The sequence below is a fragment of the Brumimicrobium glaciale genome, assembly GCF_004152935.1.
GTDB lineage: Bacteria > Bacteroidota > Bacteroidia > Flavobacteriales_D > Crocinitomicaceae > Brumimicrobium > Brumimicrobium glaciale.
The window spans coordinates 209244-229984 of sequence record NZ_SETE01000003.1; the positions used below are offsets into that span (position 1 = coordinate 209244).

A 20741-nucleotide genomic window follows, 5' to 3' on the forward strand; every position below is an offset into this window, starting at 1 on the left:
CTCTTCTTTACCCCAAAACATTTACAAACTGAACAATTGGTAATACATAAGAGATCCTTCATCCGATGGATATCGGATCGAAAAATTAAAGATTTGTGATTAGCACAGTTTTCCATTTTTCATTTATCATTTTTCACTTTTCATTTAAAAACTTTCATTTTTCATTTAAAAACTATCATTTGTCAATTCCTCCCTGATTAACTATATTTAGATTTTAAAAACAACTCAGACTTATAAAAATTCAAAAAGAAAAACACAAACATGGCAACGGTATTTGAGACAAGATTAATAGGTAATTTAGGTAAAGACGCAACAGTTAGAAAAATGGACAGAGGAGTGGTTGCAATTAACTTTCCAGTAGCTCATAATAAAAATTGGAGGGACAAAAGAACTGGAGAATCGCGCACAAAAACTACTTGGGTGAATTGCACCATCTGGAAGAAAGAAGGCTCTAATATGAGAATTCTAGATTTTCTAAAAAGTGGAGCTTTAGTCGAAATCGTTGGGACACCTTATGCTAAAGCATTTCAACAAGAAGATGGAACAATCAAAACTGAAATTCGATTAAATATTGCCAGAACTAATATTCTAAGATCAAGTAAAAATACCACCGCTTCATCGGATGATGATTTCAATGAGGAAAATGATAATAATGACGATTTGTATGGTGGAATGGATGAGTTTACGCTTAATGAAGATGATTTTTAGGCTTTTATAAAAGGAACCAAACCATTTATGGAACGGAAATTGATTATTTGAAATTAGTTTAAAAAAATTCTATATTTACTTAAAAAATAAGACGATGAAAAAATCAATGATATTATTAGGAGCTTTTGCATTATTGTTAGCTGCTCCATCTTTTGCTCAAGAAAAAAAACGAGAATTGTCTAGAACTGTGAAAGCAGAACCTATGAAAGAAGAGACGGTTAAGTTAAAGAAAGCACGATCTTCAAACGAAGAACTTATTGCGAAACCTCAAGCTGAAACTAAAGAGGTTACTGAGCCAAAAGTTGTAAAGAAAAAAGCAAGAAACATTGAGCCTGTAAAAAGCGAAAAATTGAAAAAAGCTGAACCAATACGAAAAGAAGAGAGTAATTAATTCTCACTAAAATATTTAATTTATAAAGAGCAGTTCCCGAAAAGGACTGCTTTTTTTATATCTTCAAACCCATTTTCAGAAATTGGTATCACACAGAATTGCATTATTGATATGAGAACAAGGTTTTATTATTTAATGGAAATTCAATACTTGGGATTTCGTTATCATGGTTGGCAAAAACAACCCAACGTAATCACAGTACAAGAAATGATCACTAAAACCCTTAATTGGGTGCTGCCAGACACAGCAAGCAAAGTTTTAGCTTCCGGAAGAACAGATGCAAAAGTTTCCGTTAATCATACATTTATTGAGGTTTTTACTGATCAAAAAATTGAGGATTTAGATTTTTTTTTAAAGGATTTTAATAACAATTTGCCTGCCGATGTAAAAGCGCTTTCCGTTGAACCAACGAATGCAGAATTCAATATTATTCAATCAGAAAAAGTAAAGGAATATCATTATTATTTCGCTTACGGAGAAAAGTTCCATCCGTATTGTGCGGCTTTTATGTGTAATATCTTAAGTGATTTAGATATAGAAATAATGCAAAAAGCAGCAGTGTTATTTGTGGGTAAACGAGATTTCTATTCCTATACGTTTCGACCTAATCCTGAAACAAAAACAATTGGTGAAGTACTTTCTTGCGAACTCATAGAAAATACAGAACTCACAGCATCATTTTTCCCAGAGAAAAGTTTCGTAGTAAAAGTCCGAGGAATAGGGTTTAAGAGAAATCAAATAAGATTAATGATGGGAATGCTCTTCGAACTAGGTCAGCATGAAAAGACTTGGGAAGAGTTTTTGGAGACGCTTGACGGAGAGAATCGAGTTAAATTGTCTTATAATGCTCCGGCTTCGGGCTTGCAGTTGCATGAAGTTGAGTTCCTAAAGTAAGGTGAAAAGGTGACGCGGAGTTACGCAAAGTTTTCGCAGAGGCTCGCAAAGGTAGAGGAGTTATGAAGGTAAGGTAGCGCAGAGTTTAGCAAAGAAAAAAGGAGAACGTTTGTAAAATATAAATTTATAGTTTTAAAAAGAGATCCCTCAATCATCAAAATCGAAGATTTTAAATGCTTTTCGGGATGACAAGTTACATAGTTTTAAAGTCAAAAAAGAGGAGGAAGACATTGAAGCATAGCTTCAATGTCTTCCTCCTCTTTTTTGATACCCCACCTCCTAACCTGTCCTTCCGGATGAAGTGAAACGACTGAGGAATCTCTTTAACTTTCTTTCTCTGTGCCTTCTTTGCGAAAACTCACAGTAACGCTGCGTAATTCTTTTCTTTCTTTGCGAATCTCTGCACCTTTGCGAATCTCCGCGTAATTCTTCTAATCCTTAAATCAACGCTTTCACTTCCGCAATAGCATCTTTCAGTCCCTCCGGCTTCTTTCCACCCGCAGTTGCAAAGAATGGTTGTCCACCACCTCCACCTTGGATATGTTTCGCTGCTGAACGAATAATATTTCCGGCATGTAAATCTTTGGCTTTCACTAATGCTTCATCAATAATGACAGTCAAAGTGCATTTTCCGTCACTTTCCCCACCAATTACAGCAAATAAGTTCGCAACTTCTCCTTTTAATTGGAACAGCACATCTTTAATCGCTCCACCATCCAATGGAACAATTGCTTCTATGAAATTCATTCCGTCTTTCTCAACGATGCTTTTCTTTAAATCTGCTTTAATGTCTTTTGCACGCTCTTTTTCAATTTTTTCTAATTGCTTTTGCATGCGGTTATTGCTTTCCAAGATCTCTTCCACCGATTGAACAACGTTCTTTGTGTTCTTAAATAATGCATTCACATTACTCAATTGCTCCAATTTATTATTGATGTATTGCTCCGCAGTTTGACTTGAAATCGCTTCAATTCTTCTAATTCCAGATGCAACAGAACCTTCAGAAATGATTTTAAACCATCCAATATTTCCTGTTCCTTGAACGTGAGTTCCTCCACATAATTCCATGGAATCACCAAATTGAATTACACGAACTGTATCGCCATATTTTTCACCAAATAACATAGTCGCTCCAAGCTCTTGTGCTTCTTTTATTGGTGTGTCACGCATTTCATTTAATGGCGCGTTCTGACGAATTAAATCATTTACGATTTGCTCAATTTGAATCAATTCCTCCTCTGAAACTCTTGAAAAGTGTGAGAAGTCAAAACGTAAATATTCTGGATTCACCAAAGAACCTTTTTGAACTACGTGATCTCCTAAAACAGTGCGCAATGCATGATGCAAAAGGTGAGTAGCACTGTGATTTGCTGCTGAAAGTGCTCTATTTCCAGAATTCACAACTGCTTTAAATGTCGCGCTTGGATTTTTTGGTAAGCCTTTTACTAAATGAACGATCAGATTGTTTTCTTTTTTAGTGTCGAAAACTGAAATCTTTTCTCCATCAAATTCAATGTGTCCTTTATCTCCAACTTGTCCACCTCCTTCCGGATAAAATGGAGTCAAGTTAAATACCAATTGATAAAAAGTTTTCTTGTTTTGTTCTACTTTTCTGTAACGCGTAATTTTCACATCCGCTTCCAAATGGTCGTACCCAATAAACTCTTCTTTATCGTCTTTTTGAACTTCTGTCCAATCATCAGTTTTTAGAGAAGTCGCCGAACGAGAACGGTCTTTCTGAACTTTTAAAGCTTTATCAAATCCTGCTTGATCTAATGTCATTCCAGCTTCTCTAGCCATCAATTCTGTTAAATCATAAGGGAATCCGAAAGTGTCATACAATTCAAAAACTTGTTCTCCAGGAATTTGTTTGATCCCTTCAGCTTTTTGATTTTCTAAGATTATTTCAATGCGTTTAATTCCTTGTTCTAAAGTCTTGAAAAAACTCAATTCTTCTTCACGAATTACATTTTCAATCAATGTTTTATTGTCAACCAATTCTGGGAAAGCTTCACCCATTTCTTGAATTAAAACTTTACTTAAAGGAGCCAAGAATGGTTCATTCATTTTCAAAGTTTGATATCCGTAACGCACAGCTCTTCTCAAAATACGACGAATTACATATCCAGCTCCAGTATTTGACGGCAATTGTCCATCAGAAATAGAGAATGCAATCGCCCGCACGTGATCTGCAATTACGCGTAAAGCGATGTCTGTTGTTTCGGTTTTTCCGTATTCAAAACCAGACTGTTTCACGATTTGCCCAATCAATTTTTGAAATAAATCAATATCATAATTCGATTGAACTCCTTGCAGAACCATAGCTAAACGCTCTAATCCCATTCCAGTATCAATGTGCGTCTCTGGTAATTTCTCTAAACTAGCATCTGCTTTTCTATTGAATTGAATAAATACTAAATTCCATACTTCAATTACTTGAGGATGATCTTTATTCACCAATGTTTTACCATCAACTTTTTTCTTTTCTTCATCGGAACGAATATCTACGTGAATTTCAGAACAAGGTCCACAAGGTCCCATTTCGCCCATTTCCCAGAAGTTATCGTCTTTATTTGCTTCAATAATTCTATCCTCAGCAATCCATTTTTTCCAGAAATCATAAGATTCAGTATCTCTTGGAACACCGTCTTTTTCGTCTCCTTCAAAGATGGTAACGTAAAGATTGTTCTTGTCAATTCCGTAGACTTCTGTCAGTAATTCCCAAGCCCAAGCAATAGATTCTTCTTTGAAATAATCTCCGAAAGACCAGTTTCCTAGCATTTCGAACATGGTGTGGTGATAAGTATCGACACCCACTTCATCCAAGTCATTGTGCTTTCCTGAAACACGCAAACATTTTTGAGTATCAGTCACACGTTTGTCCTTGGCAATGGCATTTCCCAAGAAAAATTCTTTAAATGGAACCATACCTGCGTTCGTAAACATCAAGGTCGGATCATCTTTTATTACCATCGGTGCGGAAGGCACAATTGTGTGTCCTTTCTCTTCAAAAAAAGAGAGGAATTTATTTCTGATTTCTTCGAGTATCATTGGGATTCCTTTAAAAAATTATGGTCTTAAATGTGTTAATCAAAGTTAACGATTTTGCAAAGTTAGATTATTTACATAATTTTGCGATGTTTTACAAGTTAAATAATGTCAAAGACAAAGTTCAGGTACAATCAAAAAACGCTTTCTTACGAAAAAGTTAAGCGATCAATAGGGGAACGTGTCCTACGTGGGTTTATATTTATTGCTCCAACAATCGTTTTGAGTTTAATATTTGCTTTCTTCATTGCTTACAGAATAGATTCTCCAAAAGAAAAAGCACTTCAAAAAGAAATCCTTGAATTAAAAGGAGAATTTGAAAACGTTCAAAAAAGATTAGAATTAGTTGATCGCGTTACGGAAGTAATTAAAAAACGTGACGAAGAATTATACAGAACTGCTTTGGGAGCAAGTGAATTTCCTGAAGAATTGAGATTGATGGGAGTTGGAGGGAGTGATGCCTACAATTCATACAAGAAAATGTCAAACAGTGAACTGCTCATCGAATCCATTTCTAAATTAGATGAGGTAGAAAGAAAATTACACGCACAAAGTTTATCCTTCAAAGAATTGGTTTCATTGGCAAAAGAACGCGAAAGTAGATTAGCGTCTTTACCAGCGATTCAACCAGTTAACAATAAAGAATTAAAGAAAATGGCATCTGGTTATGGCTGGAGAATTGACCCCGTTTATGGAACACGTAAAATGCATTGGGGTGTTGATTTCTCTGCGCCCGTAGGAACAGATGTTTATGCAACAGGAAAAGGTGTGGTTGAAGAAACCCGCGTTAACAGCTGGGGTTATGGTAAGGAAATCGTGATCAATCATGGATTTGGATACAAAACGCGTTATGCGCATTTAAGTTCTTTTCTAGTGAAGGAAGGTGATGCTGTAAAGCGTGGTGACCTTATTGGATTGGTTGGAAGTACTGGTAAATCTACTGGGTCTCACTTGCATTATGAAGTTGAAAAAGATGGACATAAAGTAAGTCCTATCGATTATTTCCACTCTGATTTAACACCAGAGCAGTATGAGAAAATCGTTGAGATTTCTAAGAATGCGATGAAGTCGATGGACTAGATTAATTACGAATTGTTAATTACGAATTATCAATTACCGTAGTATAGCTTTTGGAATATCAGTTTCCGAATCTTCATGCGAACGCAATTGTAAAATTATTTATCTAAAGTTGTAGATTACTAACTAAACTTTCTCATTAGATTGCTTTATTTTCATTAATTTAGCCTGAACTATCTTAAGCTATGATTAAAGCGTCTGAATTAACGAAATTGTATTATTCCATTGGTGAAGTGGCTGAAATGTTTGATGTAAACACTTCATTGATACGTTTCTGGGAAAAAGAATTTCCATCAATTAAACCTAAGAAAAACAACAAAGGAAATCGCTTGTTCTCTCCAAAAAGTGTCTTAGAACTTCAGAATATTTATCAATTGGTTAAAGTTGATGGACATACACTTGAAGGTGCTAAAAAAGCATTGAAAAGTGGAGAAGTAATCCTTACCCAGCCAGAATTGAATAAAGAAGAATTGATTGGGAGATTGGAAGGGATCAGGGAGAAACTGAGGGCTTTGAGGTAAATAAGAGTAAGAAGAAGAATAACGCAGAGATTCGCAGAGGAGCAGAGATTCGCAAAGAAGAAAAAAGGGAGAGGTCGGAATGGTTCAACCTTATTATTATAATTGTGTCCTTTTAATCTTCTGACTTGATCCATCATTAGTTTGTTCAAACAAATCAGTTCCAATTTTGTTAAATTTATAAGAGAAACGCTCATCCAAAATTTGACATCGTTCGCTTTAAACATGCGACAACTTTCGGATAACAGTTCACCAATATCAATTAAAAGAAAAAAAATGAAATCTATAGAAGCAGGAGATAAATGTCCATTGTTCACATTGAAGAACCAAGACGGAAAAGCATTCAACATTGAAGATGCTATCGGGAAAGATAATTTAGTGATTTATTTTTATCCAAAAGATGAAACTGCTGGCTGTACTAAGCAAGCCTGTTCTTTTAGGGATGCTTATGAAGATTTTATTTCTGCTGGTGCTAAAGTGATTGGTATTTCAAGTGATGATGAAAAAAGTCACAAGAAATTCGCTGAGAAACACAAATTACCGTTTACTTTATTGGCCGATTCTGATAAGCAAGTAAGAAAGGCATTTGGTGTACCAACGAATTTATTAGGATTGATTCCTGGTAGAGTGACCTACGTGATTGATAAAAAAGGTGTTGTGAAAGGTGTTTTTAATTCACAATTGAAATTTGATCAGCACGTGAGTGAGGCTTTGGCAATTTTAGGTGAACTAAAATAACCAAAGCCTCACAGTAAGGAGTATTGAGTAGGGAGAGAAATCCACTTCTTTCTTAATCTAATTTCTTACTTTTATAAACATACAAAATAGCGAACTTTGGGACGAACTAAAAGCCTCAAGACTCCCTACTAAATACTGAATTATGATTTTTGTAGAAAACCAAGGCATCACAGATCCTCATTTAAATCTTGCGTTAGAAGAATATATCGTTCGAAATTTTAGTGCAGAAAACGATTATTTATTGTTTTACATCAACGAACCTTCAATTATAATTGGGAAAAATCAAATCACAATTGAAGAGGTCAATCAAGATTATATCGACAACAATAATATCCATGTTGTGAGAAGAGTAAGCGGAGGTGGTGCAGTTTATCATGATTTTGGGAACTTGAATTTTAGTTTTATCACCAATCATGATATTACGCAAATGCACAATTTTAAAAAATTCACCGAACCTGTTATTAAGGTGTTGAACGATTTAGGATTGGATGCAGAACTTAAAGGTCGAAATGATATTTTGGTTGGAGAAAAGAAAATTTCTGGAACAGCTCAATTTTCTACAGGAAAAAGAATGATTAGCCACGGAACATTATTGTACAATACCGATCTTGGAGAAGTAGCGAATGCATTGAATGTGAAGCCAAGTAAGTTAGAATCCAAAGGACATAAATCGGTGCGAAGTCGTGTGGCTAACATCAGTGAGTTTCTAAAAGAACCACTGTCAATTGAAGAATTCAGAGCTTTATTACTCAAAGGATTATTTTCAGAATCAGAAGATTTTGAAACTTATCGCCTTACAGATGAAGAGTGGAAAGCGGTTCACAAACTCAAAGAAGAAAAATACGATACTTGGAAATGGAATTACGGCAGAGCTCCAAAGTTCAATATCCAGAATAATAAGCGCTTTTCGGTAGGAGAAATTGATGTCCGAATTTTCGTTGAAAAAGGCTTGATCAAAGAGGTTAATATTTTCGGAGATTTCTTTGGGAGAGATTCTGTTGAGGAATTAGAGAAATTATTGATTGGAATTCCTTATGATAAGCCCTCAATTGAAAAAGCATTGAAAGATGTTGATGTGAACAATTATTTTGGCGCTTTCGAGAAAGAGGAACTTGTAGACTTAATTATTAATTTTTAAGGATTGATTTAATATTTAATTCCCAATATCTAACAGATTGATAATAACTCAATAACACATAGAAACTAAGGTTATTTCTTCCAGTAAACGCTCCAGAAAAAACAGCCTTTATCATTAAAAACTAATGGTTAATGGCTGGTTATTAATCCTCCATGGGTCGGAGAAGTTCTTTAACGAATTGATATTGTGTCGCTAATGCGTAGAAATTGAGGCTGTCTTTTCCACAAAGAAGTAAAACGCAAACCACAATAGTCACAACACCTTAAACAACTAACTAATCATGAAAAAAGTCTGTCCAGCGCAAACACACGTTAATCATTCAACCTTAAAAAATAATGTTTAATGGTTAATTCTTAATGTTTAACGAGCGTTGAAATTGGTATCCAGCGCAAACCCCGTTAATCATTAAACCTTAAACTTTAATAATTAATCACTATCTTTTTGCCATGCAAATCAATATAAACGCGGATTTAGGAGAAATGGCTGGACAAGACGAAGAGATCATGCCTTATTTGAGTTCATGTAATATTGCAACTGGTGGACACGTTGGAGATATTGATTCGATGCAAAGGGCCATTTCATTAGCGAAAAAGCACAATGTTAAAATTGGTGCACATCCCTCCTATCCAGACTTAGAAAACTTTGGAAGAATTCGACCTAAAATTAGTGATGAAGATTTAAAGGAAAGCTTAACTCATCAATTGTCTACTTTTTATGAAATCGCAGTAAAAAACAATGTTGATGTTCATCATATAAAACCTCATGGCGCTTTGTATCATGATGTGATAAATGACAGAAATAAAGCCGAGCTATTTTTAAACGTTTTGGATGATTTAGGCCTGAAAACATCTATTTACACCATGAAAAATGAATTTTTAGACCAATTAGGAAAGAAAAATCATATAATTCATAACGAAGCTTTTATTGATCGACGATACACTATAGACTTGCGTTTGGTGAGTCGAAAACATCCAAATGCACTTATCGAAAATCCCGAAGAAGTTTGGGAACAACTTTATTCAATATTGTATTTAAATAAAATTAATGTAATTTCGGGAGAGGTGATGGACATAAAAGCAGATACATTTTGTATTCATGGAGACCATCCGAATGCGGTAAAAATTTTAAAATACATTAAATTTAAACTAGAAAAATTGAAGCCATGAAGAAGAAACCCACAATTTCACAATTTGGAGACCATGGGATTCTCTTGCGCTATCCTGAAAAAATTGATCATAAAATTCATAAGGCTTTAACACAATACACTCATTTTTTATCTAATTCATTTTCAGAAATTATAGATGGATTTACAATTGCCTATCATGAAAGTGCATTTTACTTGAAACCAGATGTTTCTGTTGACATCGCTATTGAATTATTTGTGAGAAAATTTAATGAGGCGAATCTTCTAGAGGAATTTAAAGAAAGTTCTACCCTATATACTGTACCCGTTTGTTACGAAGCTCCTTTCGCACTAGATATTGATGAAATTGCTCAAAGTAAGAACATAAGCGTTTCAAAAATTATAAAAATTCACACTAAGCCTATTTATCCCGTTTATTTTATCGGTTTTTTACCTGGCTTTCCATACTTAGGTGGAATGAGCAAGAAAATATCTCACCCTAGAAAAGCCAGCCCAAGAGTTAAGGTTAGTTCTGGTTCAGTAGGAATTGCTGGAACACAAACAGGAATTTATTCCAGTGAATCGCCAGGAGGTTGGAATATTATTGGCAGAAGTCCTTTGAACTTTTTTAATACTGAAATTGAAAATCCATCTTTGTTTAAAGCTGGAGATCATATTCGTTTTGAATCTATTGATTATGCTACCTATAAAAATATAGAAGAAGAAGTAAAATCTGGAAGTTATTCCATTCAAAAAAAGACTTACAAATGATTGAAGTTATACATCCGGGAATACACAGCACCATTCAAGATGCAGGTCGACTAAGTTACCGCGAACAAGGTGTTCCTGTAAGTGGAGCGATGGATCAACACGCTTATATTTTGGCCAATCATTTATTGCAGCATGAGGAATTGGCGCCTGTAATCGAGTTTACTATTAATGGACCAACATTGTATTTCTATGCAGAAACTTTTATTGTATTAACTGGTGCAGAATTCCATTGTAAATTGAATGGGAAAATAATTTCTCATGCCTCACCAATTTATGTTCCAGCAGAAAGTACTTTAGAAATTGGACATGTTTTTAAAGGAAATTATGGGTATTTGGGCATATTAGGAGGGTTTTCGACCGAAAAAATACTCAATAGTTCTAGTTTTCATCCAATTTTACTTCCTCAAGCAAAGTTGTTTAAAGGAATGCATTTAGTTTATGTAAAGACGAAATTTAAAGACACAAATTTCAATGCACGAGTGATTCCTGTTCACGATAAATTTTGCAGAACAAAAATGGATGTTTATCCAGGACCAGATTTCAATTTATTAAGCAAGGAGCAAAAAGAAAAGCTATTGAATCAAAAATACTTTGTAGATCCAAGTAGTAACAGAATGGCTATTCAAATGGGAAATACACCCGAAATCAGCGCCCCAGAAATTATTACAGCACCCGTTCAGCCTGGAACAGTTCAACTCACGCCTTCTGGACAATTGATTGTTTTAATGCGCGATGCCCAAACGACAGGTGGATATTCTCGTGTGCTTCAACTTACAGATTATGCAATGAATAGCTTATCTCAATGTGAAATTGGAGAGGGTTATGAAGCGACTTTTCACTTGATATAACAGCTAATAATTATTAATGTTTAATTATTAATTGTTAACGCGGGTTTGTATTGAATTTCTACTTCGTCGAAATTGTGGTTGGCTCTTTAGGGAAACGTCGGTACGCATGCCAACTAATGGCGGATAAATAACTATCCAATAAGTGTATTCCCGACTAGCGCTAATGGCGTTAACAATTAAACATTGACAATTAACCATTAATAATTATTTCCTACCTTTGCAACTGGAAAAAATACGATAATCGAGCGTTTGCTCACAAAACAAAATAAGGTATGGCACCGATTAAATCAAACATCATTTACACGCTGACGGATGAAGCTCCAATGTTGGCTACACATTCTTTATTGCCGGTAATTCGTGCATTTGGAAGTCAGGCTGGAATTGAATTTGAAACAAGAGATATTTCCTTAGCGGGAAGAATCCTTTCTAAATTCCCAGAATTATTAACAAAAGAACAGCAAGTAGCTGATGATTTGGCGGAGCTTGGGGAATTGGTAAAAAGGCCTGAGGCAAATATTATCAAATTACCAAACGTTTCAGCTTCTGTAACGCAAATCAAGAAAGCAATTAGCGAATTACAATCTCACGGATATCCTTTACCAGATTATCCTGAGGAGCCTAAAAACGACGACGAAAAAGCGATTAAGGCCAAATACGATACGGCAAAAGGTAGTGCGGTGAATCCTGTTTTACGTGAAGGTAACTCAGACAGACGTGCACCAAGAGCAGTGAAGGAATTTGCTAAGCAGAATCCACACAGAATGGGTGCTTGGAGTTCAGATTCTAAAACACATGTTTCTACAATGACGGAAGGTGACTTCATGTCTAACGAGAAATCTGTAACTTTAAATGATGCTACAAAAGTGCGTATCGAACTAGATGCAAACGGAAGCAAAACGGTTTTAAAAGACAATTTAGATTTACTTAAAGGGGAAGTGATTGACGCTACCATAATGAGTAAAAAAGCTTTGATTAAATTCTTAGATGAACAAATTAAAGACGCAAAAGCTAAGGGAGTTCTGTTCTCATTGCACATGAAAGCAACAATGATGAAGGTTTCAGACCCTATCATTTTTGGTCATGCAGTGCGTACTTTCTTCAAGCCTGTTTTTGATAAACATGCGGCAACATTTGAAAAAATTGGTGTAGATGTTACCAACGGTTTAGGAGATTTATTGAGTAGAATCGAAGATTTACCAGATTACGAAAAAGCAGATATTCAAAAAGATTTGAATGCAGCAATGGAGAACGGTCCAGCTATCGCAATGGTAAATTCTGACAAAGGAATTACAAATTTACACGTTCCTAGTGACGTAATTATTGATGCTTCAATGCCAGCAATGATTCGTACATCAGGACAAATGTGGAACAAAGACGGAAATCCGCAAGATACAAAAGCGGTTATTCCAGACAGTTCTTATGCTAGTATTTACCAAGCAACAATCGATTTCTGTATCGAGCATGGAGCTTTTGACCCAGCAAAAATGGGAAGTGTTTCAAACATTGGTTTAATGGCACAAAAAGCGGAAGAATATGGTTCTCACGATAAAACATTCGAAATCCCTTCAAACGGAACAGTTCGTGTAATCGATGCAAACGACAAAGTTTTGTTAGAGCACACGGTTGAAGAAGGAGATATTTGGAGAATGTGTCAAGCCAAAGACGAACCAATTAAGGATTGGGTAAAATTGGCTATTAATCGTGCAAAAGCAAGTGGACTTCCAGCAGTATTTTGGTTGGATGAAAACCGTGCGCATGACCGCGAGTTAATCAAGAAAGTAAACTTGTATTTGAAAGATTACGACACATCAAAATTAGCTATTCAAATCATGTCGCCATTTGACGCTACAATGTTCTCATTGAAACGCGTTAAAGAAGGAAAAGACACAATTTCTGTAACAGGAAACGTATTGCGTGACTATTTAACAGACTTATTCCCAATTTTAGAAGTTGGAACAAGTGCGAAAATGTTATCTATCGTTCCATTAATGAACGGAGGTGGTCTTTTCGAAACTGGAGCTGGAGGATCTGCACCGAAACACGTTGAACAATTACTAGAAGAAAACCATTTACGTTGGGATTCATTAGGTGAATTCTTAGCATTGGCTGTTTCTTTAGAGCATTATTCTGAATTTACTGACAATCCAAAAGCGAAAGTTTTAGCGACTTGTTTAGATGACGCAACTGTGAAATTGTTAATGTCAGGAAAATCTCCTTCACGTAAAGTGAATGAATTGGACAACAGAGGAAGTCACTTCTACTTGGCAATGTATTGGGCACAAGAATTAGCGAATCAATCAGAAGATGCTGAATTGAAAGCGAAATTTGAACCAATCGCAGCGAAATTGGCTGTAAACGAAGATAAAATCGTTAAAGAATTGAACGCAGTTCAAGGAAGTCCAGCACCAATTGGAGGTTATTATAACGCACCAGAAGCGAACATTAACAAAGTTATGCGTCCAAGTGCTACTTTCAATGAAGTGTTGAAGTTTTAGGAAATAGGTATAGAAATATGTTGGTTTGTGCATATGTAGGCATGCTCTAGAGCAAACATACAAGGCAAACCACAACATACCATAACATTTAAAACACCTCGTGGATTCAGTTCTGCGGGGTGTTTTTTTTTGGTAGGAAGCTTTTTTAATCGTTAAAAACGGCTATTCATGAACTCTTGAGTTTACTAAGTTGAAGAGGTGATAAAGAATCCTTGAACTACTAAAATCTCTGACAATTCAGAAGCTCTTATTCTCACGCTTTCACTAACGGTTAAAAACGACTAGCGTTAAAACCTTAATTCCACAGAGATACAGAGGATGATATCACTAGAAAACCGCTAAAAATCATAACCGATAGTGGTGAATTTTCATTAACCGTTAAAAACGGCTATTCATGAACCGTTGATTTCGTTGAGTTGAACAAGAGATAAAAAACCCTTGAATGACGGAAATCTCTGACAAATCACAAACGACTATTCTCTAATTTCTGCTAACGGTTAAAAACGACTAGCGTTAAAACCTTAATTCCACAGAGATACAGAGGATGATATCACTAGAAAACCGCTAAAAATCATAACCGATAGTGGTGAATTTTCATTAACCGTTAAAAACGGCTATTCAAGAACCGTTGATTTCATTGAGTTGATCAAGAGATAAAAAACCCCTGAATGACGGAAATTTCTAACAAATCACAAACGGCTATTCTTTAATCTCTGCTAACGGTTAAAAACGACTAGCGCTCAAACCCTAATTCTACAGAGATACAGAGGATAATATCACTCGAAAACCGCTAAAAATTATAACCGATAGTGGTGAGTTTTCATTAACCGTTAAAAACGGCTATTCAAGAACCGTTGATTTCATTGAGTTGATCAAGAGATAAAAAACCCCTGAATGACGGAAATTTCTGACAAATAACAAACGACTATTCTTTAATCTCTGCTAACGGTTAAAAACGACTAGCGTTAAAACCCAAATTCTACAGAGATACAGAGGATGATATCACTAGAAAACCGCTAAAAATCATAACCGATAGTGGTGAATTTTCATTATCCATTAAAAACGGATATTCATGAACCGTTGATTTCATTGAGTTGAACAAGAGAAAAAAAACCCTGAATGACGGAAATTTCTAACAAATCACAAACGGCTATTCTCTAAATTCTGTTAACGGTTAAAAACGACTAATTTGAGAAGAATAAATACCAATCTTTAAGCAAATAATTCGCGCACACAGCCTACTGCTTGCAGCTTAAAACCCTCTAGAACAAAGAAATACTAACCCCCATAGAAATAGGAGTTAAATCAGCACTTCCACTATCAGTAAACAATGGTGAGAAATAATATGCACCATAAATTGCCCAATTACGAATTCCAATTCTCACTGTTGCACCATACCTTAATGGATTGGAGTCAGCGAAATTGTATTGTTTTGTCGAGTAGTTTTTTCCATCAACACGATTAGTTTCTTTTGAGTAAGCGTTTAATTGATAACCGATTTTACCTCCAATCATAAACTTGAAATGACTGTGTCCTTTGGTTCTAAATCTTAATTCTAACGGGATTTCGATGTAATTAGCTCCAAACTTTGAACTTTTTGGTTCTAAACCCACTGGGAAATCAGAAGTTAAAGTGGTTTTATTCACTAAATCTCTAAAAAATTGTAAGTTACTTTTATTACTGTAATGACTATAGCCAACTCCCCAACCAAAGCTCATTGTGTTTCCTTTGGTCAAAACGACATCAAACATTAAGGCAGCATTGAAGCCAATTGAAGTTGGTGGACTTGCAAAATAATCTTTGTCACCATACCAATCATTATAAACTACATCCAATATTAGGCGATCGTATTTATGGAGTTTCCCTTCTTCAAAAGGTTTTAATCCACTGTAGAACCATCCAATTCCAGGACGAAATCTAGAATACAATCCTTCATTTTCTACCTCATATTGAGCAGAAAGTGAAGAAGAATATATAAAAAGTACAAGTATTAAACTAAATCTTATCATTCATTTTTTCTTAATTCTCGGATGTATTTTTCAAAAGTCCAAGCGGAGGAAATAGCATCTGTGATGGTCTTTTTAGACTTCCAGTTCAACTCCTTATTGACTTTATCAGTATTAGCAAAAATCTCCTTGATGTCTCCATCTCTTCGCGGACCGATTGTATATGGCAATTTTATTCCTGTAATGTTTTCAAATGTTTGAATCATTTCAAGAACACTAGTTCCTGTTCCTGTTCCAACATTATAAACCATTGGATTAACGTCACTATTATCTGTGTTTTCTAAAGCTGCAACGTGTGCCTCAGCCAAATCAACTACATGAATATAATCACGAATACACGTTCCATCTGGTGTATCATAATCATCTCCAAAAACAGTTAATTCTTTCCTTACGCCAGCTGCTGTTTGCGTGATAAAAGGCAGTAAATTATTTGGTTTCCCATCTGGTTCTTCACCAATAATTCCGCTTTCATGAGCTCCAACCGGATTAAAATAACGCAATAAAGTTGATCTTACAAAAGGAGAACTTGCAACAAATTGTTGAATCATTTCTTCACAAACCTTCTTTGTAAATCCATAAGGAGAACTATAAGAAACAGGACTTTGCTCATTTACAGGAATATTTTCTGGTTCTCCATAAACAGTGCAGCTAGAAGAAAATACGAATCGTTTTATTTCAAACTCTTTCGCTAATTCAAGCATACTGATTAAACTTCCGAAATTATTATTGAAGTATTTTAATGGTTCTTCCATAGATTCCCCCACCGCTTTATCAGCAGCAAAATGAATAATTCCATACACTGGAAACTGACTAAAAATCCCTTTGAGTCGCATAGCATCCTGACATGCGGCATCAAAGAAAATGATTTCTTCTTTTGTAATTTTTTCCAGACGGTAAATCACATCTCTATTGGAATTTCTAAAATCGTCGATAATGATAGGGGTATATCCTTTTTCAACTAATGCAACAACGGTATGTGAACCAATATAACCCGCTCCGCCAGTAACTAAAATGTATTTCTTATTAGAATCCATATTTGATTTTAAGTTAGATATAAAGTCGCTAAAATAAGAATTTGAATCGAGTAAACTACCTTATTTTACTCAACATCTTCCATTTCTACAATATGAATTTGATTGTCAAAAGACGTCTTATATCCAACTTCATAAACCATTGTATATCTATCTCCTGATGGAGCATTAAACAAATGGGTGTGAAAACGTGAATTAAAACCATGCGCTTCAAGAATTGTTAGTGGAATCGCTGAACTTCTGTAGACTTTAAAAAGGTCTTTTAAAATTACGCGGTTCTTTTGAAGCGTTTTATTCAAATTAATAACTGTGTGGTTAGCGTTACGGTATTCTTCGTTGTGAAATTGATTTTTACAAGCGACTGAACAAAATTTCTTGTTCCTTCTTCCTTCAAATTCTTCCTGACAACTAGGACAGTTTTTTAAACTCATAATTATAGCTTTGTAGTGTATAATAAAGAAATACGTTAATTTTGACGTAAGGTTACTAAAAATTACCATAAAAGTGATGAAAACTCCTGAATTCGACTTTAAAAAGCATCAAAACTTTTCTAGAAATAGGAAAATGATTGTTCGTTTTCTAATTTATTCAGTCGTTATATCAATGCTCATGTATTTGATTTATGATAGTGAAGACACAAAAGAAAACACCGAAAACGAAGAGAAAATAGACCAGATTGATGTGGAAAGGGATGAAATAATCAATTACGAATTAGAGAATTAACAATTACGCATTTAGAAATGATGAAATTATTGGGTTATTCAACAAAGATTTTCTAAGGAATGTTTTGGTAGTCTTCATGGTTTGTTAATCCACATATAAAATTTACTTTTGAGGACAATATTTTTATCCAAAAACTAAGAACTAGACATGATTACTCCCTTCGACGATACTTATTTTATGCGAAAAGCTTTGGACGAAGCTAAACGTGCATTTGATTTAGATGAAGTTCCTGTTGGAGCGGTAATTGTCGCAAATAATCAGATTATTGCTAAAGGTCATAATTTAACAGAGCAACTCAACGATGTAACGGCTCATGCGGAAATGCAAAGTATAACATCAGCGGCAGAATATTTAGGAGGGAAATACTTAAAGAAATGCACTCTTTATGTTACGCTGGAACCTTGTGTAATGTGTGCTGGAGCATTAAATTGGTCGCAAATTAGTAAAGTGGTTTACGGTGCCAAAGACGAAAGACGTGGCGCATTGCGTTATGATAATATTCTCCATCCTACAACAGAAATTGTTGGAGGAATTTTAGCAGATGAATGCAGTGAACTAATGAAAGTTTTCTTTAAAAGTAAGCGTTAGAGTCAGTTTAAAACCTACTTGTTCTTCTGTTCTTCCATATAGCGTTTGTCAATAATATTAACATCTACAGGAGGGCATCTGTCAGGGTCTCGGTTGAATAACCAAACAAACTTCAGCCTTAACATTGCTGGATAATATTTACTAGAAAACCAGTGAATTGCTGGCGAACCTCCATTCCATTCCTGAACTCCCAGAAAAGGTATTTCAATACTGGGAACAAAGAAAAATCCTTTGTCTGCTCTAGGCTTTATTCCCAACCCAAGAGAATAGTGCAATTGACCTATTAAATCTCCTTGAAATTTTTCTTCTGTTGGAACACGAAAACCATCGTAGACCATATTGCCATTCATTAGGGCGTAATCTACATTAAATCCAAGTGCATTGTCTAGGAAGAAATTAGGATTGATTTGAAATACATTGTGCGCACTAAATCTTCCGTATAAATATCCATTATAGAACTTACCTTCGCCATCTAGTTTACCAATTAGTGTGTCTCTGTTGTCATAAAATTTTGATTCTGTAATTTCTCTTCCACCATATAATTTAAAGCCTATTCCCCAATCATAATAATGAATAATCTTTCTTGGTTTTCTGGTGATGTGAACCATTCCTAATTCAGCAAAAATTCCAATTCGACTTTTCGCTTCTTGTGAATATCGAATAAGTGAATCTGCTCCAAAATTGTCTGATTTTATTGTAAACTCCCCTTCTTTAGCTTTGGCATTTGTAAAAGTATAGGTTGGTCCAAAAGAAAATTGAATTCCATGTTTCGCATAATCGCCAGTTACCCATCTAAAAAGTGGTTGCTGCAACCTTTGATTACCATAAAATTGATTTTTTTTCTTTTTCGGCTTATATTGTGCATTAAGTCCCGAACTAAAGAAAAAACCAATAAAAATTAGGAACACTAAATTTTTCATTTAATTAAAGATAAAATTTTGTCAATTACTTTTTGATCATCCCAATTCTCATGGATATTATTCATTCCCATGACCTCATCCATAATTTTTCTTTGTCTATTTCCTGCTGCTAATGCTTCAGAATAGCGAATATGACTAAAAGTTACTTGTGAATATAATGGCATCCAGTTATCTGGGTACATGTCACTGAATTTACGTTCAATTTTCTTTCTCAATAAAAAGTCTTTATCGCCAGCCAAATCACGCATTTCAATATAGTTATACAATGCTAAATCTGCAATTGCATTTCCATCTGGTACACGTTGTTTACTGAAAGCTTCAAACAATGCATTAACATCATCTTTGTGTTCATCATACATTTCAAAGAATACAGAACAGTCTTCAAGACCAGAGTTCATTCCTTGTCCATAAAATGGAACTATTGCATGAGATGCGTCTCCTAACAACATTACTTTGTCTTCATAATTCCAAGGACTACAACGAATTGTGACTAAGGTTGATGTTGGATTTGAGAAATAATCATCAACCAAAGTTGGCATGTGCGGAACTGCATCTGCAAAAGTACTATTGAAGAAATCAACTACTTTTTCTTCTGTATCTATACTTTCAAAAGAAACTTCTCCTTTCATAGGGAAAAACAAAGTCACTGTGAAACTACCATCTAAATTTGGAAGGGCAATCATCATGAATTCTCCTCGCGGCCAAATGTGCAAGCAGTTTTTGTCCATGCAATGCGTTCCATCAGGATTTGCAGGAAAATTTAATTCCTTATAGCCATGTGGTAAATAATCTTGTGAATAATTGAACATTGGCGTCTTTTGCAAAACTCCTCGCACTGAAGAAAAAGCGCCGTCCGTACCAAAGATTTGATCATATGAATAATGGTTTTTTTCTTTGGACTCACCATTGGCAAAAGTGATTTTGTTACTCGGTAAATCAATATCTTCACAAGCGTGATCAAAGCGATACTTAACGTTTTCAAAATCATCCGCTAAATTCATTAACTTTTGATTCAATTGTCCACGAGAAACTGAATAAATCGCTTCATTGTCCTTTCCGTAAGCTTGATATGTAAGATTTCCTTTTAAATCGTGCATTTTACGACCATACATTGGAATTGAAATATCTCTAATTTCTTGATCGAATCCAGCCAGTGAAAGCGCTTTAAATCCACGGTTAGAAAGTGCTAAATTGATAGATCTTCCACCAATAGCTTTTGCTTTTCTCAAATCTGGTCGACGTTCAAAAACATCTACTTGCATTCCTTTTTTCGCCAATAGAACAGCCAATAAACTTCCTACTAATCCTGCTCCTACAACTGCAACTTTCTTTTCTTCCATGATTTTTCTTCCTCTTAAATGATCTTGATGGATATACCGTTTACTATTTCTAGTGAATGTAACAACATCCGCTTACTTTGGTTTAATGTGAATTTATTTTCTCCAACTTTTAGAGAAAGTATTATCAAAATATGCACTTGGCTTACGTTTGGCTTTTTTCTTTCGATGAAAAACAACCATTATTCTCCAGAGCAATAGCCCTAAAATAAGAACAGCAAAAACTTGTACCAAAAGCTCAATATATTCAGCTTCATTGTTGAGTTCCCCCGTAAATCTGCGTTGAATTAACTCTTGTATATCCATTGTTCAAAAATACAAATTATTGAAGAATAAGAAGTGATTTAGAACTTTGGTTATAAGATAATGCCAATTAGACGATAATAT

At 35.0% G+C, this 20741-nt stretch carries 20 protein-coding genes; 13 read left to right on the forward strand and 7 right to left on the reverse strand.

Going from position 1 to position 20741, the window contains the following annotated elements; genetic code table 11:
* Positions 1-261 precede the first annotated feature (261 nt).
* The 3 genes from ERX46_RS08160 to ERX46_RS08170 all read left to right on the forward strand — a co-directional run bounded on the left by ERX46_RS08160 (position 262) and on the right by ERX46_RS08170 (position 1993).
* Positions 262-708 carry a single-stranded DNA-binding protein gene (locus tag ERX46_RS08160; protein WP_130093370.1) on the forward strand — a complete coding sequence of 149 codons (447 nt, stop codon included), beginning with the start codon at positions 262-264 and terminating at the stop codon, positions 706-708.
* Between the two features lie 94 nt (positions 709-802).
* Positions 803-1099 carry a hypothetical protein gene (locus tag ERX46_RS08165; RefSeq protein ID WP_130093371.1) on the forward strand — a complete coding sequence of 99 codons (297 nt, stop codon included), beginning with the start codon at positions 803-805 and terminating at the stop codon, positions 1097-1099.
* 111 nt (positions 1100-1210) lie between these two features.
* A complete protein-coding gene (locus ERX46_RS08170) occupies positions 1211-1993 on the forward strand; it encodes a tRNA pseudouridine synthase A (protein ID WP_130093372.1) in 783 nt (260 codons plus the stop codon).
* A 438-nt stretch (positions 1994-2431) separates the two neighbouring features.
* Here ERX46_RS08170 and alaS read toward each other — a convergent pair whose 3' ends face one another.
* Positions 2432-5044, reverse strand: a complete 2613-nt coding sequence (gene alaS, locus ERX46_RS08175) for an alanine--tRNA ligase (protein ID WP_130093373.1) — start codon at positions 5042-5044, stop codon at positions 2432-2434.
* A gap of 105 nt (positions 5045-5149) precedes the next feature.
* Here alaS and ERX46_RS08180 point away from each other — a divergent pair, with 105 nt between their 5' ends.
* The 8 genes from ERX46_RS08180 to ERX46_RS08215 all read left to right on the forward strand — a co-directional run bounded on the left by ERX46_RS08180 (position 5150) and on the right by ERX46_RS08215 (position 13749).
* Positions 5150-6121, forward strand: coding sequence for a M23 family metallopeptidase (locus ERX46_RS08180; protein WP_130093374.1), 972 nt, complete (start codon positions 5150-5152; stop codon positions 6119-6121).
* 185 nt (positions 6122-6306) lie between these two features.
* Positions 6307-6639: a MerR family transcriptional regulator gene (locus ERX46_RS08185; protein WP_394345117.1), complete on the forward strand. Its 333-nt coding sequence runs from the start codon at positions 6307-6309 to the stop codon at positions 6637-6639.
* 273 nt (positions 6640-6912) lie between these two features.
* Positions 6913-7374, forward strand: coding sequence for a peroxiredoxin (locus tag ERX46_RS08190; protein WP_130093376.1), 462 nt, complete (start codon positions 6913-6915; stop codon positions 7372-7374).
* 142 nt (positions 7375-7516) lie between these two features.
* A complete protein-coding gene (locus ERX46_RS08195; protein ID WP_130093377.1) occupies positions 7517-8512 on the forward strand; it encodes a lipoate--protein ligase in 996 nt (331 codons plus the stop codon).
* Positions 8513-8958: 446 nt separating this feature from the next.
* On the forward strand, positions 8959-9678 hold the full coding sequence (locus ERX46_RS08200; protein ID WP_130093378.1) for a LamB/YcsF family protein: 720 nt from the start codon (positions 8959-8961) through the stop codon (positions 9676-9678).
* Entirely contained in the window at positions 9675-10406 is a 732-nt protein-coding gene (gene pxpB / locus ERX46_RS08205) for a 5-oxoprolinase subunit PxpB (protein WP_130093379.1), read from the forward strand. The genes ERX46_RS08200 and pxpB overlap by 4 nt, the downstream gene beginning before the upstream one ends.
* Positions 10403-11254 (forward strand): 5-oxoprolinase subunit C family protein, encoded by an 852-nt coding sequence (locus tag ERX46_RS08210; RefSeq protein ID WP_130093380.1) that lies wholly within the window; start codon positions 10403-10405, stop codon positions 11252-11254. Before pxpB ends, ERX46_RS08210 begins: the two co-directional genes overlap by 4 nt.
* A 272-nt stretch (positions 11255-11526) precedes the next feature.
* Positions 11527-13749, forward strand: a complete 2223-nt coding sequence (locus ERX46_RS08215) for an NADP-dependent isocitrate dehydrogenase (protein ID WP_130093381.1) — start codon at positions 11527-11529, stop codon at positions 13747-13749.
* 1262 nt (positions 13750-15011) lie between these two features.
* On the opposite strand, the gene ERX46_RS08220 is transcribed toward ERX46_RS08215, so the two are convergent.
* The 3 genes from ERX46_RS08220 to ERX46_RS08230 form a co-directional block, all read right to left on the reverse strand.
* Positions 15012-15758 (reverse strand): outer membrane beta-barrel protein, encoded by a 747-nt coding sequence (locus tag ERX46_RS08220; RefSeq protein ID WP_130093382.1) that lies wholly within the window; start codon positions 15756-15758, stop codon positions 15012-15014.
* Positions 15755-16789 (reverse strand): UDP-glucose 4-epimerase GalE, encoded by a 1035-nt coding sequence (gene galE / locus ERX46_RS08225; RefSeq protein WP_130093383.1) that lies wholly within the window; start codon positions 16787-16789, stop codon positions 15755-15757. Before galE ends, ERX46_RS08220 begins: the two co-directional genes overlap by 4 nt.
* Positions 16790-16854: 65 nt before the next feature.
* On the reverse strand, positions 16855-17217 hold the full coding sequence (locus ERX46_RS08230; protein ID WP_130093384.1) for a hypothetical protein: 363 nt from the start codon (positions 17215-17217) through the stop codon (positions 16855-16857).
* A gap of 76 nt (positions 17218-17293) precedes the next feature.
* Here ERX46_RS08230 and ERX46_RS08235 point away from each other — a divergent pair, with 76 nt between their 5' ends.
* Both ERX46_RS08235 and ERX46_RS08240 read left to right on the forward strand, forming a co-directional pair.
* A complete protein-coding gene (locus ERX46_RS08235; RefSeq protein WP_130093385.1) occupies positions 17294-17509 on the forward strand; it encodes a hypothetical protein in 216 nt (71 codons plus the stop codon).
* 147 nt (positions 17510-17656) lie between these two features.
* Entirely contained in the window at positions 17657-18097 is a 441-nt protein-coding gene (locus ERX46_RS08240) for a nucleoside deaminase (protein WP_130093386.1), read from the forward strand.
* Positions 18098-18111: 14 nt separating this feature from the next.
* On the opposite strand, the gene ERX46_RS08245 is transcribed toward ERX46_RS08240, so the two are convergent.
* The 3 genes from ERX46_RS08245 to ERX46_RS08255 form a co-directional block, all read right to left on the reverse strand.
* Positions 18112-19017, reverse strand: coding sequence for a hypothetical protein (locus ERX46_RS08245; RefSeq protein ID WP_130093387.1), 906 nt, complete (start codon positions 19015-19017; stop codon positions 18112-18114).
* Entirely contained in the window at positions 19014-20357 is a 1344-nt protein-coding gene (locus ERX46_RS08250) for an FAD-dependent oxidoreductase (protein ID WP_130093388.1), read from the reverse strand. Before ERX46_RS08250 ends, ERX46_RS08245 begins: the two co-directional genes overlap by 4 nt.
* A gap of 93 nt (positions 20358-20450) precedes the next feature.
* Positions 20451-20660 carry a hypothetical protein gene (locus tag ERX46_RS08255; RefSeq protein ID WP_130093389.1) on the reverse strand — a complete coding sequence of 70 codons (210 nt, stop codon included), beginning with the start codon at positions 20658-20660 and terminating at the stop codon, positions 20451-20453.
* Positions 20661-20741: the final 81 nt, after the last annotated feature.

Coding starts and splice junctions, on each gene's coding strand:
- ERX46_RS08195 (WP_130093377.1), top strand. CDS start 7,517: ATGATTTTTGTAGAAAACCAAGGCATCACAGATCCTCATTTAAATCTT.
- ERX46_RS08220 (WP_130093382.1), bottom strand. CDS start 15,758: ATGATAAGATTTAGTTTAATACTTGTACTTTTTATATATTCTTCTTCA.
- ERX46_RS08180 (WP_130093374.1), top strand. CDS start 5,150: ATGTCAAAGACAAAGTTCAGGTACAATCAAAAAACGCTTTCTTACGAA.
- ERX46_RS08235 (WP_130093385.1), top strand. CDS start 17,294: ATGAAAACTCCTGAATTCGACTTTAAAAAGCATCAAAACTTTTCTAGA.
- galE (WP_130093383.1), bottom strand. CDS start 16,789: ATGGATTCTAATAAGAAATACATTTTAGTTACTGGCGGAGCGGGTTAT.
- ERX46_RS08240 (WP_130093386.1), top strand. CDS start 17,657: ATGATTACTCCCTTCGACGATACTTATTTTATGCGAAAAGCTTTGGAC.
- ERX46_RS08190 (WP_130093376.1), top strand. CDS start 6,913: ATGAAATCTATAGAAGCAGGAGATAAATGTCCATTGTTCACATTGAAG.
- ERX46_RS08210 (WP_130093380.1), top strand. CDS start 10,403: ATGATTGAAGTTATACATCCGGGAATACACAGCACCATTCAAGATGCA.
- ERX46_RS08165 (WP_130093371.1), top strand. CDS start 803: ATGAAAAAATCAATGATATTATTAGGAGCTTTTGCATTATTGTTAGCT.
- ERX46_RS08200 (WP_130093378.1), top strand. CDS start 8,959: ATGCAAATCAATATAAACGCGGATTTAGGAGAAATGGCTGGACAAGAC.
- ERX46_RS08215 (WP_130093381.1), top strand. CDS start 11,527: ATGGCACCGATTAAATCAAACATCATTTACACGCTGACGGATGAAGCT.
- ERX46_RS08250 (WP_130093388.1), bottom strand. CDS start 20,357: ATGGAAGAAAAGAAAGTTGCAGTTGTAGGAGCAGGATTAGTAGGAAGT.
- ERX46_RS08230 (WP_130093384.1), bottom strand. CDS start 17,217: ATGAGTTTAAAAAACTGTCCTAGTTGTCAGGAAGAATTTGAAGGAAGA.
- ERX46_RS08160 (WP_130093370.1), top strand. CDS start 262: ATGGCAACGGTATTTGAGACAAGATTAATAGGTAATTTAGGTAAAGAC.
- ERX46_RS08255 (WP_130093389.1), bottom strand. CDS start 20,660: ATGGATATACAAGAGTTAATTCAACGCAGATTTACGGGGGAACTCAAC.
- ERX46_RS08245 (WP_130093387.1), bottom strand. CDS start 19,017: ATGAAAAATTTAGTGTTCCTAATTTTTATTGGTTTTTTCTTTAGTTCG.
- ERX46_RS08170 (WP_130093372.1), top strand. CDS start 1,211: ATGAGAACAAGGTTTTATTATTTAATGGAAATTCAATACTTGGGATTT.
- alaS (WP_130093373.1), bottom strand. CDS start 5,044: ATGATACTCGAAGAAATCAGAAATAAATTCCTCTCTTTTTTTGAAGAG.
- pxpB (WP_130093379.1), top strand. CDS start 9,675: ATGAAGAAGAAACCCACAATTTCACAATTTGGAGACCATGGGATTCTC.